The organism is Arenibacter certesii DSM 19833 (genome assembly GCF_000429545.1).
Classification (GTDB): Bacteria; Bacteroidota; Bacteroidia; order Flavobacteriales; family Flavobacteriaceae; genus Arenibacter; species Arenibacter certesii.
This window is the reverse complement of sequence record NZ_AUCB01000037.1, coordinates 17749-31538: the sequence shown is the minus strand read 5'-3', so window position 1 is coordinate 31538 and position 13790 is coordinate 17749. Positions and strand designations below refer to the sequence as shown.

General features: G+C 37.5%; 13 protein-coding genes. 9 read left to right on the top strand and 4 right to left on the bottom strand.

The window, feature by feature from the left end; genetic code table 11:
- The 6 genes from G466_RS0115895 (at position 1) to G466_RS0115870 (ending at position 7409) form a co-directional block, all read left to right on the top strand.
- Positions 1 to 1395 carry a c-type cytochrome domain-containing protein gene (locus tag G466_RS0115895; RefSeq protein WP_026814544.1) on the top strand — a complete coding sequence of 465 codons (1395 nt, stop codon included), beginning with the start codon at positions 1 to 3 and terminating at the stop codon, positions 1393 to 1395.
- A 118-nt stretch (positions 1396 to 1513) separates the two neighbouring features.
- Positions 1514 to 2944, top strand: a complete 1431-nt coding sequence (locus G466_RS0115890; RefSeq protein WP_026814543.1) for an SLC13 family permease — start codon at positions 1514 to 1516, stop codon at positions 2942 to 2944.
- A 414-nt stretch (positions 2945 to 3358) separates the two neighbouring features.
- On the top strand, positions 3359 to 5860 hold the full coding sequence (locus G466_RS0115885) for a zinc-dependent metalloprotease (protein WP_026814542.1): 2502 nt from the start codon (positions 3359 to 3361) through the stop codon (positions 5858 to 5860).
- A 194-nt stretch (positions 5861 to 6054) separates the two neighbouring features.
- Positions 6055 to 6261 (top strand): hypothetical protein, encoded by a 207-nt coding sequence (locus tag G466_RS23935; RefSeq protein ID WP_157373935.1) that lies wholly within the window; start codon positions 6055 to 6057, stop codon positions 6259 to 6261.
- 116 nt (positions 6262 to 6377) lie between these two features.
- Positions 6378 to 6533: a hypothetical protein gene (locus G466_RS23930; protein WP_157373933.1), complete on the top strand. Its 156-nt coding sequence runs from the start codon at positions 6378 to 6380 to the stop codon at positions 6531 to 6533.
- A gap of 429 nt (positions 6534 to 6962) precedes the next feature.
- On the top strand, positions 6963 to 7409 hold the full coding sequence (locus tag G466_RS0115870; protein WP_157373930.1) for a DUF4890 domain-containing protein: 447 nt from the start codon (positions 6963 to 6965) through the stop codon (positions 7407 to 7409).
- Between the two features lie 88 nt (positions 7410 to 7497).
- Here G466_RS0115870 and hemL read toward each other — a convergent pair whose 3' ends face one another.
- Genes hemL through G466_RS0115850 form a run of 4 tightly spaced genes read right to left on the bottom strand, consistent with a single transcriptional unit; the run spans position 7498 to position 10882 of the window.
- Positions 7498 to 8787, bottom strand: a complete 1290-nt coding sequence (gene hemL / locus G466_RS0115865; RefSeq protein ID WP_026814540.1) for a glutamate-1-semialdehyde 2,1-aminomutase — start codon at positions 8785 to 8787, stop codon at positions 7498 to 7500.
- 6 nt (positions 8788 to 8793) lie between these two features.
- Positions 8794 to 9639, bottom strand: coding sequence for a glucosaminidase domain-containing protein (locus G466_RS0115860; protein WP_026814539.1), 846 nt, complete (start codon positions 9637 to 9639; stop codon positions 8794 to 8796).
- A complete protein-coding gene (locus G466_RS0115855) occupies positions 9636 to 10541 on the bottom strand; it encodes a 1-aminocyclopropane-1-carboxylate deaminase/D-cysteine desulfhydrase (protein ID WP_026814538.1) in 906 nt (301 codons plus the stop codon). The genes G466_RS0115860 and G466_RS0115855 overlap by 4 nt, the downstream gene beginning before the upstream one ends.
- A 2-nt stretch (positions 10542 to 10543) precedes the next feature.
- Positions 10544 to 10882: a hypothetical protein gene (locus G466_RS0115850; RefSeq protein WP_026814537.1), complete on the bottom strand. Its 339-nt coding sequence runs from the start codon at positions 10880 to 10882 to the stop codon at positions 10544 to 10546.
- Positions 10883 to 11063: 181 nt separating this feature from the next.
- Here G466_RS0115850 and G466_RS24130 point away from each other — a divergent pair, with 181 nt between their 5' ends.
- The 3 genes from G466_RS24130 (at position 11064) to G466_RS0115840 (ending at position 13772) form a co-directional block, all read left to right on the top strand.
- Positions 11064 to 11225 (top strand): DUF5522 domain-containing protein, encoded by a 162-nt coding sequence (locus G466_RS24130; protein ID WP_169720763.1) that lies wholly within the window; start codon positions 11064 to 11066, stop codon positions 11223 to 11225.
- Between the two features lie 67 nt (positions 11226 to 11292).
- Positions 11293 to 11850, top strand: coding sequence for a DUF4136 domain-containing protein (locus G466_RS0115845; RefSeq protein WP_026814536.1), 558 nt, complete (start codon positions 11293 to 11295; stop codon positions 11848 to 11850).
- Between the two features lie 170 nt (positions 11851 to 12020).
- Entirely contained in the window at positions 12021 to 13772 is a 1752-nt protein-coding gene (locus G466_RS0115840) for an aromatic amino acid hydroxylase (protein WP_026814535.1), read from the top strand.
- The last annotated feature ends 18 nt before the right edge of the window (positions 13773 to 13790 follow it).

Below are 13790 nucleotides of genomic sequence, written 5' to 3'. Positions count from 1 at the left end.
ATGGAAGTTATTCAACAGCTCATAGGGCGCTTGCATCCAGTAGTCGTACATTTACCAATTGGTTTTATTATTACTGCTTTGCTACTTCAATGGATAGACCGCAAGGAAAACCAATTAGAAGTAGTAATTGCCAAAATTTTCCTATGGGGCTTCATAGCAGCAACGATTGCGTGTATAAGTGGATATCTCCTCTATATAGGAGAAGGGTACTCTTTTGATACCGTGAAATTTCATTTATGGGTGGGAGTGGCCACTGCCCTATTTTCTGTGCTAATGTATTTTAGAATCAAAGAAACTTCCCAAGTGGAATTTTTAAAGCGCATACCTAAAATTCTATTTTCCTTTTTATTATTATTCTTAATCTCAATAACTGGTCATCTCGGTGGTAGCATTACACACGGATCAGATTACCTCTTGGACCCCTTGCCATTAAGTATAAAAACCGCTTTGGGAATTGATAAATCATACAAAATGCCCCTACTTGAAGAAGCCACTTGGGAGGAGACGCATTTATATAACGATGTGATACAGCCTGTTTTAAACAATAAATGTTTAAGTTGTCACAACCCAAAAAAAAGTAAAGGAGATTTACAATTGCATAATGCTGAAGGACTTATAAAAGGGGGTGAAAATGGGGATGTCATTATACCTAAAGACATTTTAAACAGTCCTATTTATGCACGACTCATCCTACCATTAGATCATGAGGACCATATGCCCCCAAAAGAAAAGACACAATTGTCCAAGGAAGAAATAGCAGTGATTAAGGCATGGATAGAAACCGGTTCATCATTTGATAAAACCATAGGAGAACTAGAACTTCAGAAACCACTGTTTGCCGCATTCTTTCCTAAAGTGAACACTACTAACTATCCTGATGTTACGGTAGATGCAATCCCTGCGGATACTATTATTGCGATAAGAAAACAAGGTTTCCATATAGAACCAATCAGTGAAACCAGTAATTTAATCCGAGTCTCCTGTATTAATAAACCTACTTTCTCCGACGTTGATATAGATTTGCTCAAGTCCGCAAAACAACAAATAGTATACCTAGATCTAGGGAATACAGAAGTATCCGATGCCATTTTTGAGCATCTAACGAAATTTCCCCATCTGGCAACCCTAAATTTGAGCCATACCGTTATAACCGGTAAAAATATTGAAAAACTAGCCTCTTTGGAGCACTTAAGGTCCCTTAACCTAACCCACACTCAATTTAAAGAGGAATACCTCCCTGCTATTACTTCTTTTAAACAATTAAAAAACCTATTTCTTTTTAACACTCAAGTTAAACAACCCAAATCCCAAAGCGTGGAGTTTCACAATGACTTAAATATTGATTATGGAAACTATCAACTTCCCCAAATTGCCACCGATACAATAACTTATTAAAGGACACCAAATGGAGCATATAGAATTCAATGTTTACCAACTTAGGTGAAGAGTTGTATAATTTTTCATTTTTAAAACATTAAAAAATAGTTTAGCTTAGAAGTCCACAAATCACTGTATGGATATTACTAAAAAACTGGGATTAATTCTAGGTCCCTTACTCTTTTTTATCCTAATTAATTTACCTTCAGTAATGGTATCCGAAAAGGGCGATGCGGTAATTGCTGTTGCAGTTTGGATGGTCATTTGGTGGATCAGTGAAGCAGTTTCTATTTCAGTTACCGCACTTTTTCCCCTAATTCTATTCCCCTTGCTAAAGGTAATGCCTATTGCGGAGGTAGGTGCTAATTATGGCAGTCCCATTATTTTTCTCTTTTTCGGAGGATTTGTCTTGGCCTTGGCCTTAGAGAAAGTAAACCTTCATAAACGTATAGCCCTTAATATTATACGGATTACAGGAACCACTCCCAACAAAGTAATTCTAGGGTTTATGATCGCAACTGCGTCTTTGAGCATGTGGATAAGTAACACCGCCAGTACTGTTGTAATGCTTCCCATAGCCATGTCCGTTATCCGATTATTGATCCATGACACTGACGGTTTTACCAAAGACGATCGAAATTTTGCATTGAACGTTATGCTGGGAATTGCTTTTTCTGCCAATGCTGGAGGTATTGCTACGGTTATAGGCACTCCCCCAAATTCAATTCTAATCGGTTTGTTGGAAAACGAATATAATATAGAGATCTCATTTTTAAAATGGATGATGATTGGATTACCATTTTCAATCGTTATGATAGCTATCATCTATTGGGTATTGGTAAAGTGGATGTTTCCTAACAAACAATTAAAATTTACCGCTTCCAAACAAGTTATTGACGAGGAACTAAAAAAACTAGGTCCAATGAGCGGTAAGGAAAAAATGGTTCTTGTTATATTCGCAATAACCGTCTTCCTTTGGATCTTTAGAGCTTTAATAAATGAAATATTCCCTTCGTTAGCCTTATCCGACACAATTATAAGTATGATGGCCGCCATAGCCCTATTCGCTATCCCATTTAACATTAAAAAGGGTGACTTTATAATTGGTTGGACCGACACGGAAAAACTCGCATGGGGTATACTCATTCTTTTTGGCGGTGGATTGGCACTCGCACAAGGGATGTCCGTAAGCGGTATTGTAGATATGGTTGCAACAATGATTGCTAACAGTGAGATTGGAGTACTCCTTACGGTTACCTTATTACTTTTCTTAATACTATTTATGACCGAACTAATGAGCAATGTAGCTTTGATTGCCGTACTAGCACCTGTAGTTGCTGGTATAGCAATAGGATTAGGGATCCCAATCCTGTACCTACTGATACCTGTTACCATAGCCAGTAGCTGCGCCTTTATGCTTCCCATGGCCACTCCGCCCAATGCTATTGTTTTTGCCAGTGGCCATATTAAAGTCTATCAAATGGCAAGGGTAGGTATTATCCTCAACCTTATTTCAGTAGTATTGTTAACACTTGTATTTCAATTTATACTCCCTTTACTTTATTAAAAACTGCTAAAGGGTCAAAGAATAATTTTTCAATTGAGGATAATTAACACCCCCAAAAATAAATATTATTTTAAGACACCTATTCTGGAGACAAATCCTTGTATATAAAATTACACGCACAGAATCAACCCTCCGCATTTTTTCAGATATGACAACTCCAAAGTGAAATAATTTTTATGTGCGATCTAATTCTAAATAAGAAAAGCCATTCCCAAAATAGAATCACTATCATTTTCATGACAAAAACGAATCTTAAACTCACTATTCATCAAGTGATAGGACCATATTTAAATTTTTCACACCTATTAAATCCTTTTCCTGCAGATTTTTGAATACCTCACTCACACTTCCACAATTTAAATTTAATTCAGTTCTTTGATAAAATTGAAATAGCACTTATAAAACAATTCACACATGTTTAAAAATCAACTCCCAAAAATGCTTTTCGCATTTTTGTTATTGGGCTTTATCACAACAACTGAAGCCCAAATTTTTAAAAAGAAATCTAAAAAGACCGAACAATCCAAAGAAGGGGAAAATCAAAAAAAAGGAGGCATTGAGCCCTACGAAAAGATAATTACCAAGGAGGCCATTACGGATAAGGGCCTTTTTGATGTTCATAAGGTAGATAGTAAATACTACTATGAAATTCCGGACAGTTTGTTCACGAAAGAAATGCTAATGGTAAGCAGGATTTCCAAAACTGCTAGTGGAATAGGTTTTGGGGGAGGTAAAATCAATACCAAAGTCCTGAGATGGGAAAAAAAGGATGAAAAGGTGCTGCTTAGAGTGGTTAGTCATGATGTAGTGGCGTCGGATTCCCTACCAATTTATGAAGCGGTAGTGAACTCCAATTTTGAACCGGTTCTATATGCTTTCGATATAAAAGCTATAAACAAAAAAGATTCTACCAAATTAGCTACCGTTATTCAGGTAAATGAACTATTCGAGAAAGATGTGAATGCCTTGGGGATGCCAGAATATTACCGTAAGCAATATAAAGTATCCCGTCTAGAAGACTCTAGAAGTTATATTGAATCTCTTAGAAGCTTCCCTTTAAATATAGAGGCAAGGCATGTAAAGACGTATGCTGCAGTCAATCCTCCATCTAATGCTACAGTTGGATCTATCTCTATTGAAATTAACAACTCTATGGTTCTTCTACCTGAAGAGCCTATGAAACGGCGAAATTTTGATCCTCGTGTAGGCTGGTTTACAAGCAGCCAGATAGATTATGGCCTTGACGTACATGAAAGCAAACGAATAGCGTTTTTAGATCGCTGGAGATTAGAGGTTAAAGACGAGGATATTGAAAAGTTTAAGAGAGGTGAACTGGTAGAACCAAAGAAACCAATTGTTTATTATGTGGACAGAGCTACCCCAAAACAATGGGTTCCTTTTATTAAACAAGGAATTGAAGATTGGCAAGTAGCTTTTGAGGCGGCAGGTTTTAAAAATGCCATTTTGGCGAAAGACCCACCAAGTATTGAGGAAGACCCAGATTGGTCTCCCGAAGATGTAAGGTATTCTGTAGTTCGCTATTTGGCCTCTCCAATACCAAATGCCAACGGCCCCCATGTTAGCGACCCTAGAACGGGTGAAATATTAGAATCAGATATTAACTGGTACCACAATGTCATGTCTTTACTTAGAAACTGGTATTTTGTACAGACCGCTGCCATAAATCCAGATGCTAGGGGCGTTGCCTTTAAGGATGAAGTAATGGGCCGTTTAATCCGTTTTGTATCCTCTCATGAAGTTGGTCACACCTTAGGATTGCCCCATAATATGGGAAGTAGTGCAGCTTATCCAGTTGACTCATTACGATCTGCAACTTTCACCAAAGAATTCGGCACGGCACCCTCCATTATGGATTACGCCAGATTTAATTATGTGGCACAGCCAGGGGATAAAGACGTTGCTTTAATGCCCAACATCGGTATTTATGATAAGTATGCCATTAATTGGGGCTACCGCCCAATTCTAGATAAAACGGAAATTGAAGAGAAAGATATATTGGATAGCTGGATCTTAAAGCATGCAGGAGATCCATTATATCGTTTTGGACATCAACAAGTAGGTGATGTAGTAGATCCTAGTTCACAAACCGAGGACCTAGGAGATGATGCTATTAAAGCAAGCACTTATGGAATAAATAATCTAAAATTGATAGTTCCAAGACTTCTAGAATGGACAGCAGAAGACGGTAAAGATTACAAGGACCTAAATATTATGTACGGACAAGTTGTTGGACAATTCAACAGGTATATGGGCCATGTAAGTAATAATATAGGTGGAGTTTATGAACACCAAAAGACGTATGATCAGGAAGGCCCAGTATATTCTCCTGTAGACAAGAACCATCAACAAAACTGTATGGCTTTTATTCAAGACCAACTCTTTAAGACGCCTGATTGGCTTATTGATCAGAACATTTTCAATAAAATAGAATACTCGGGATCTGTAGAACGCATAAGAAACATACAGGAAAGAACCTTGAATAATATCTTAAGCTTGGGAAAAATGGCCAGGCTAATTGAAAATGAAGCTATTAACGGCAAAGAAGCCTATAGCCTAATCAGTATGATGAACGACCTTAGGAACGGAATCTGGTCCGAAATTAGAAATGGTAAAACTATAGACATCTATAGAAGAAATTTACAAAAAGCGCATATAGACCGGCTAGCCTATTTGATGGTTGCGGAAAGCGAAGGGAAAAAATCCGATATGGGAGGCTATCAGAAATCTACCGCGATACATACCAGTCAGTCCGATATACGATCAATAGCCAAAGCGGAATTAAATATCCTAAGACAGGATATTAAGAACGCTATTTCCAGAACCTCTGATGCCATGAGCAGATATCACTTACAAGATGCAATAACAAGAATAGAGCAAATATTAGATCCCAAATAACGACAAAAAGAATGCATTATAAAAAAAGCTAGGATCTCTTAGAAATCCTAGCTTTTTTGTTTTTAACAATAGACGGTGTTTAATCACCTTAGAGAAAAGCTAAAAATGGGAAAGTTTCACAAAATATGACACTTTCTGTAAAACTTCTAAAGATAATTCCTACATTTGATATATTATTTTAAAACCCCCAAACCGTGTCTTACAAAATAAAAAGCCTTCTTTATTTTATCTGTTTTATGGGATCATCCCTACTCTATTACTCTATGGATATAGAGAACGAACAGTCCATCCCAGTCCAATCTGTGAAAACTACTATTGAGGATAGTGACACGCTTAAACCTAATGAAAGAATTAGCGAGCTGTACGAAACCACGGAACAGCCTCAATATTCAGGTTCTTAAAAACTTAAAAACACTATTGCGTATCTTCACAACAAAAAAGAACTCTTTCACAACATTTGAACTTACTAATTTAAAACTTCATTTAATTTAGAGGTATTAATTAATTCCTCAAATCTATGAACTACAGAATTAAAAGTCTTTTTTATCTTATCGGATTCGTCGCTTCGGCATTGATTTGCAATCACCTACAAGAGGAATCCACTACCGAAAAAGAAGCATTAACCATAGAAAGCAATGAGAAGGTAAACAATTCTATTGCCAGCCTTGAATAATGGGTTATTTCATTATTACGTAATAGGCATACACAAAAACAAACAATTAACACCAACAAAGCCGTCCTATTAGAATAGTACGGCTTTTATATTATAGTTAATTCTCTTCCCTATAATTTAAACCACATCTGGGTAATTCTTAATTTTTATTAAATCAGGATGTTTGCTGATATTACAATCCCTTTAGTTTCTATTTAATGTTCTTACCTTACCGTTAAACTAAGGAACACACCTACAAATAAAACATTTTACCTTGCGGACATGGTCTAGTTCAATGATTAGATTAATTTCTCATTTAAGTAAAATCCGCACACCATAGTGCTCATCAGAACTAAAATAAGTGGTTGTTAAACTTTACTAAAGTTAATAGCTGTGATTAAACCTAACTTCATTTCCAGTATCCTAGTATTAAACAACTTAAAATTTCAGATGATGAGAAAATTAACTTTTACAATCTTGTTAATGATAGGCTTTACAGCTTTCGCACAGAATGATCACAGAAAAGGAATGAAGGATATGAGCCCAGAACATATGGCCACCCTTCAAACCAAACAAATGACATTATCTCTAGGTTTAAATGATACCCAACAAGCTCAGATCCAAAAGTTAAATGTGGAAAATGCGACTCTTCGCATGGAGAAAGTAAAAGAGATGAGAGCAAAAAAGGAAAACGGAGAGATGAAGAAGCCGACCTCGGAAGAACGATATGCTCTTAAAAATGAACGTTTAGACCATCAAATTGCACAAAAGCAACAATTACAAAAAATACTTACTAAGGAACAATTTGAGAAATGGGAAAGCACAAAAGCCGATAGGATGTCTAAAAGAAAAGGGAGAAGCAAAGGCAATAATAGAGATAGAAAAAAGAAACAATAATACAATACCAGTAGGTAATCTGCCTTCCAAGCACCCTTCCCTCTCTTTAGAGGGAACTTAGAAGGCAAGCACCTATTCTAATAGTGTATTATTTAAGATCATCTACGATATTGGAAAGGGCAGCAATTGTAGCATCCAAATCCTCATAGGTAAGTGCATCGTTTAAAAAATAGCTTTCAAATGCACTAGGAGGAAGATAAACACCCTCTCTCAACATCCCGTGGAAATATTTTTTAAATTTATCATTGTTCCCTTTAACAGCGCTTTCAAAATCTACTACGGGTTCATCCGTAAAGTGAATAGACATCATAGAGCCAAATCTATTTTTTTGAAAGGGAATATTATTTTCGGACAATACCTTGGCCAGTCCAGCTCCTAAATAGGCAGTCTTATCAGCAAGGCTTCTAAACACATTGGGATTCTTGTTTAGTTCGGTCAACATGGCTAATCCCGCACTCATCGCTAAAGGGTTACCGCTAAGTGTGCCTGCCTGGTAAACTGGGCCATCTGGAGCTAAATAACCCATAATCTCATCCCGTGCGGCAAAAGCACCTACGGGTAATCCACCACCTATAACTTTCCCAAAGGTTACGATATCCGCATCTATTCCCAATACTTCTTGGGCTCCGCCCTTAGCGAGTCTAAATCCGGTCATTACCTCATCAAAAATTAATAATATCCCTTCTTGGGTACAGAGTTCTCTTAGTCCTTTTATAAAGCTTTCCTCAGGAATAATACATCCCATATTACCTGCAATCGGTTCTATTATAACGGCAGCTATTTCCCCTTTATTGGCCACTGCCAAGGATTTTACACTTTCCAAATTATTGTATTTAGCCAAAAGAGTGTCTCTGGCTGTACCTTGGGTAACCCCAGGACTGTTTGGAGTGCCAAAAGTTACTGCTCCACTACCCGCTTGGATCAGAAAGGAGTCTGAATGCCCGTGGTAACATCCTGCAAATTTAATTACCTTATCCTTTCCAGTATAACCTCTAGCCAACCTAACCGCACTCATACAAGCTTCGGTACCGCTATTGACAAATCGGATTTTATCTATATTGGGTACCATGGAAACAGCCAATTCTGCCAATTGGGTCTCTATTTCGGTAGGCATTCCAAAAGATGTTCCTTTTTTAGCTTTCTCTATTACCGCATTAATTACGGGTTCATAGGCATGGCCCAAAATCAAAGGCCCCCAAGAAGCTATATAGTCTATTAAACGATTACCATCCTCATCATACAAATAAGCACCTTTGGCTTCTTTAACGAATATGGGGTCACCACCCACTGCTTTAAACGCTCTTACTGGAGAGTTTACCCCTCCTGGAATAAATTTTTGCGCTTCGGCAAACAACGCACTACTTCTTTTATATCTCATTATTACCTATTTTTTTTCAGCTTTAACGGTCAGCTTTTGACCTACCGCCAAATTACTGTTCTTCATATTATTCATTTTCATCAAGTCTGGAACGGAGACAAAGTACTTTCTAGCAATGGAATACAAGGTATCTCCCTTTCTAACCACATATGTTTCGAAATTATATTGTTTAGGTTCCTTTTTTACTATTCTCCCGGTTTTTATAACTTCTTGGTCATATTTATCTAACTGGTAACGTTGTATAACTGAAATTAATTTATCAGGATATTTTCGGTCCGTGGCATAGCCAGCTTTTTTTAAACCATTGGCCCAGCCCACATAATCGTCATGATCCAATTCGAATAGAAAGGCATACCGCGCACGGGAAGATAAAAAGATACTACGGTCCCTAAAGGAATACATAGGATGATTGTACTTCCTAAAGCACTCTCCTTTTTCATCATCATCGTGAAAATCATAATCCCCTTCCCAACCGACATGACATTTTATTCCAAAATGATTATTGGTCCTTTGGGTAAGAGACCCTCTACCTGCACCACTCTCCAAGATTCCTTGGGCCAAAGTAATACTAGCCGGGATACCATATGCCTTCATTTCAAAACGGGCAATATCAGCAAAAGACGCTATATACTCCTCCACGGAGTTAATAGAAAATTGAACAAAATCTCCAGTATCCTCTGGAAGTGGATACAGCACACCGCTGTCCTGTTCGTATTCTTTAACAGCTGTTCTTTCGGCAGGCTTTTTCACCGTTCTCTCTATTGGTTTCTTTGTATGTGTAACCCGTTTTTTAGATCCGCAAGCGATCATTAAAGATCCAAAAATAAATACCGCTATTATTCTTTTTATCATACTTCTATCAATGGTTGCTGTCGCTTCTTTAATATTAAATTCATGCCTTCAATCCCTTGCAATCCCCCAGTATGTATTACCAAGATAGACGACCCAGGTTTAAAATAATTCTGTTTCATTAGATCCAGAACACCATAGAACAACTTTCCAGTATAAATGGGGTCTGTTGGAATGCCGGTTTCTCGCTTTAACCAATTTATAAATGATATAAGCGGTCCGGATACTTTGGCATAACCACCAAAGTGATAATCAGTCCTTACTTCCCAATTATCCTTGGTGACAAAATTACGAATATCTTTTGTTAGAAAATCACCTTTTAGGGAAGCAAACCCTATTACCTTTTTTGTTGAGTCAGAAGAATTTATAATTCCGGCCAAGGTACCTCCTGTTCCTACACTACAACATATATAATCAAAATTATGGTCGCTATCTTCCAATATTTCTTCACAACCTTTTATTGCCAAGTCATTGGTTCCCCCTTCCGGAACCAGATAGAATTCTCCTACTCTATCCTGTAAAATCCGTAAAAAATGAGGATTGCTTTTGTCCCTATACTGTTCTCTAGTAATAAAAATAAATTCCATTCCGTTTTTACTGGCTTGTGCCAGTGTAGGATTACTTTTATAACCCTCTCTTAATTCCTCTCCTCTTATTATCCCAACGGTTCGCAAACCCATCTCTCTCCCTGCATATGCAGTAGCCGCAATATGATTGGAATATGCACCACCAAAAGTGACAATGGTATGGTGGCCTTGGTTTTGAGCTTCTATCAGGTTGTATTTTAACTTACGTAATTTATTTCCAGAAATAAAAGGATGATTCAAATCTTCCCTTTTTACAATAAGGGATACCTGCTTTTCACTTAATAAGGAAAGTGCAACTTGTTGATGGATTACTGACACGCCTAACGCTTTTCACCCCAAAGATATTTAATAAAACTATACGGACTTCGTTGTTGCAAATAAAGTAGGTTGGATTCATTACAATATGCCTCGCGTTCAAAACTGATGTTTCGATAGGCGGTATAGGCATCAAAATAAATAAAAAAACGGATTAACCCCTCCAACAGGTAAATCAAATAAAACGGAATAATTAATAATTCCCGTTGCTGCTTCAAATGAATCTTTTCATGATTGATGAGCACCGCATCATTTTTTAACTCGAGGTTCTTCACTATGATAAACGGCCATAGCGATAGTCCGACATAATTTTTATAAAAAAGATGTTTAAATACAATGATCATAAAATCAAAAGAATTACAACTTACCCAAAGATAAAGGTCCCTATTTAAAAAACAGACTCTATTCGATTTAAAACTACCTAATTTGGGTTAACTACCTAAAAATACGTAGACAAGAACCAAATATCACCAAAGAAGGAGGTTATAGTCTCATTTTTCATTTAAATCCTATAAATTTACACAGATGAAGAAGTTAATACCATTGGAGGAAGGGGATTATTATCTTTCAGAGGAAGGATACAAAGTTTTCACAAAACAATACCTATTAAAAAGAGGATATTGTTGTGAAAGTGGCTGTAGACATTGTCCTTACGGCTATAATCCGCGCACTAACCGCAGAAACTAGCACCGCTCCGTTCGGCATGGTTTTTGAGATTATTTATAAGGAGTATAAATTCAAAAAAATAACAGCTATGAAAAATATTAGATTTTTAATCGTCCCTATTTTCGCCTTACTTCTTTTAGTTTCGTGTACATCTGTACAAGTTTTAACAGATTATGATAGGGAAGCTAATTTTGACACCTTTAAGACCTACGCTTTTTATAAGACGGGAATAGACAAGGCGCAAATTTCCGATTTGGATAAAAAAAGAATCTTAAAAGCCATTGATTCCGAAATGAGCTCCCGAGGATTCGTAAAATCTAATGAGCCAGATATCCTTCTAAGTATTTTTACGAAGGAAAGGCAGCAAGTAGATGTTTATAGCAACTATTGGGGCAGCGGGTATTATGGTTGGGGATGGAATCCTTATTTCTGGGGAGGCCCCTACAGTAACAGCAATGTAAGCACAAGAACAGAAGGCTCTTTATATATAGATATTATAGATGCCAAAAACAAGGAACTGGTATGGCAAGGAAGAGGCGTTGGCAGTCTGCACAACATAAAAAATATTGAAAAGAAAGAGGCCCGTATAAAAGAATTTGTTGCCGAAATTCTGCAAGCCTACCCCCCAGGATCTGATCGTAAATAAAAAGCCAAGCTAAAGCACTTCCTAAAAAAATAATCCTTTTAGTTGTTATTACAGCTAGCGAGGTACCAAGATTTACAGACAACCATAATTTTCTGTATTAGCCACGCCTTAAGAAAGCAAGACTCCCTTAAGGCGTGGCTTTTTTGTACCTTTATTTTAAAACAGAGCAGATGGCCTTCGAAAGCAATTATATACTGGATAAGCTTCCCCAGCATTTGAAGCAATTTATAAAACCTCAGGACTATGAGGAATACACTGCAATAAACCAGGCAGTATGGCGGTATGTAATGCGAAAAAATGTTGACTATCTCAGTAAGGTGGCTCATAAAAGTTATGTAGACGGCCTCCATAAAACGGGAATTGCCATAGACCATATCCCCAATATGTACGGAATGAACCGTATTTTGAAAGAAATTGGTTGGGCTGCGGTAGCTGTAGACGGGTTTATTCCACCAAGTGCATTTATGGAATTTCAAGCCTATAACATTTTGGTGATCGCTTCCGACATAAGACAGTTGGAGCACATAGAATACACCCCAGCTCCAGATATAATTCATGAAGGAGCAGGACATGCGCCAATTATAGCCAACCCTGAATATGCAGAATACCTAAGAAGGTTTGGGGAAATTGGCAGCAAAGCAATTTCTAGTAAAAAAGACTATGAACTCTATGAAGCCGTAAGACACCTTTCCATCATAAAAGAAGCTGAGGGAACACCCCAAGACCTTATTGATAAGGCAGAAAAGCGGATTGAGGAATTACAGCAGAATATGGGAGAACCCAGTGAAATGGCCCTCATTAGAAATCTACATTGGTGGACGGTGGAATACGGACTAATTGGTATCTTGGAGAACCCTAAAATATATGGCGCAGGGTTATTATCCTCTATTGGAGAAAGCGCTTGGTGCATGACCGATGAAGTAAAGAAAATACCATATTCTATTGAAGCGGTACACACTCCATTTGATATTACTAAACCCCAACCTCAACTGTATGTAACACCAGATTTTGCTTACCTCAACCAAGTACTAGAAGAATTTGCTAACACAATGGCGCTCCGTAAAGGCGGTTTAAGCGGATTGGAAAAATTAGTAGAATCAAAAGAATTGGGTACCGTAGAACTAAGCACTGGTATTCAAATTTCTGGGAAATTTAATAAGGCCATAGCCCATGAAGGGAAGCCCATTTATTTTTTCACTGAAGGCAAAACTGCGCTTTCCTATAGAGAGAAGGAACTAATTGGTCATGGGAGCAAGCATTACCCCAATGGATTTGGTTCCCCAATAGGAAATTTAATGGGAATAAATATTGCCATTGAAGATATGAGTCCAAGGGATTTAAAGGCTTATAATATTTATGAAGGTGAAGTGGTTACCCTAGAATTTGTTGGAGGTATCACCGTAAGCGGGCAGATTATAACTGGAACACGAAATTTAAAAGGAGAAATTATCTTGATCACCTTTTCGAACTGCACCGTAAAACACCACGATCAACTACTTTTCCATCCAGAACAAGGATTATATAATATGGCAGTTGGTCAATCTATTGTTTCTGTTTTCAATGGTCCGGCAGACTTATCTAGCTTTGACCTTATTACCCACAAAATTTCCGATACTACCATTAAGGCTGCCAAGACCAAAGTAGGTCTCCACTTGGAGCAGCTGTACAAACAAGTTAGGGAGTTTAGGGTAGGAAAGAACACCAATATCTCACGAAACAAAGTATTCCAGGAACTCCTGTTGAATCATCCCGAAGATTGGCTCTTATCTGTGGAATTATATGAGTTGGCTATAAAGAGCGGAGACAGAGAGTTTGCTAATGAGATTACCACCCATCTCGGCAATGTAAAGCGCAACAAGCCTAGCGTAGGACGTTTAATAGATGACGGGTTAGAACTGGTAGATAAAAATTTAGTAATTTAGACTTTTGTCTAAATTAAA

What these genes read in the sequence shown, in the direction of transcription:
- G466_RS0115895 (WP_026814544.1), top strand. Translation starts at nt 1, where the DNA reads ATGGAAGTTATTCAACAGCTCATAGGGCGCTTGCATCCAGTAGTCGTA.
- G466_RS0115890 (WP_026814543.1), top strand. Translation starts at nt 1,514, where the DNA reads ATGGATATTACTAAAAAACTGGGATTAATTCTAGGTCCCTTACTCTTT.
- G466_RS0115885 (WP_026814542.1), top strand. Translation starts at nt 3,359, where the DNA reads ATGTTTAAAAATCAACTCCCAAAAATGCTTTTCGCATTTTTGTTATTG.
- G466_RS23930 (WP_157373933.1), top strand. Translation starts at nt 6,378, where the DNA reads ATGAACTACAGAATTAAAAGTCTTTTTTATCTTATCGGATTCGTCGCT.
- G466_RS0115870 (WP_157373930.1), top strand. Translation starts at nt 6,963, where the DNA reads ATGATGAGAAAATTAACTTTTACAATCTTGTTAATGATAGGCTTTACA.
- hemL (WP_026814540.1), bottom strand. Translation starts at nt 8,787, where the DNA reads ATGAGATATAAAAGAAGTAGTGCGTTGTTTGCCGAAGCGCAAAAATTT.
- G466_RS0115860 (WP_026814539.1), bottom strand. Translation starts at nt 9,639, where the DNA reads ATGATAAAAAGAATAATAGCGGTATTTATTTTTGGATCTTTAATGATC.
- G466_RS0115850 (WP_026814537.1), bottom strand. Translation starts at nt 10,882, where the DNA reads ATGATCATTGTATTTAAACATCTTTTTTATAAAAATTATGTCGGACTA.
- G466_RS24130 (WP_169720763.1), top strand. Translation starts at nt 11,064, where the DNA reads ATGAAGAAGTTAATACCATTGGAGGAAGGGGATTATTATCTTTCAGAG.
- G466_RS0115845 (WP_026814536.1), top strand. Translation starts at nt 11,293, where the DNA reads ATGAAAAATATTAGATTTTTAATCGTCCCTATTTTCGCCTTACTTCTT.
- G466_RS0115840 (WP_026814535.1), top strand. Translation starts at nt 12,021, where the DNA reads ATGGCCTTCGAAAGCAATTATATACTGGATAAGCTTCCCCAGCATTTG.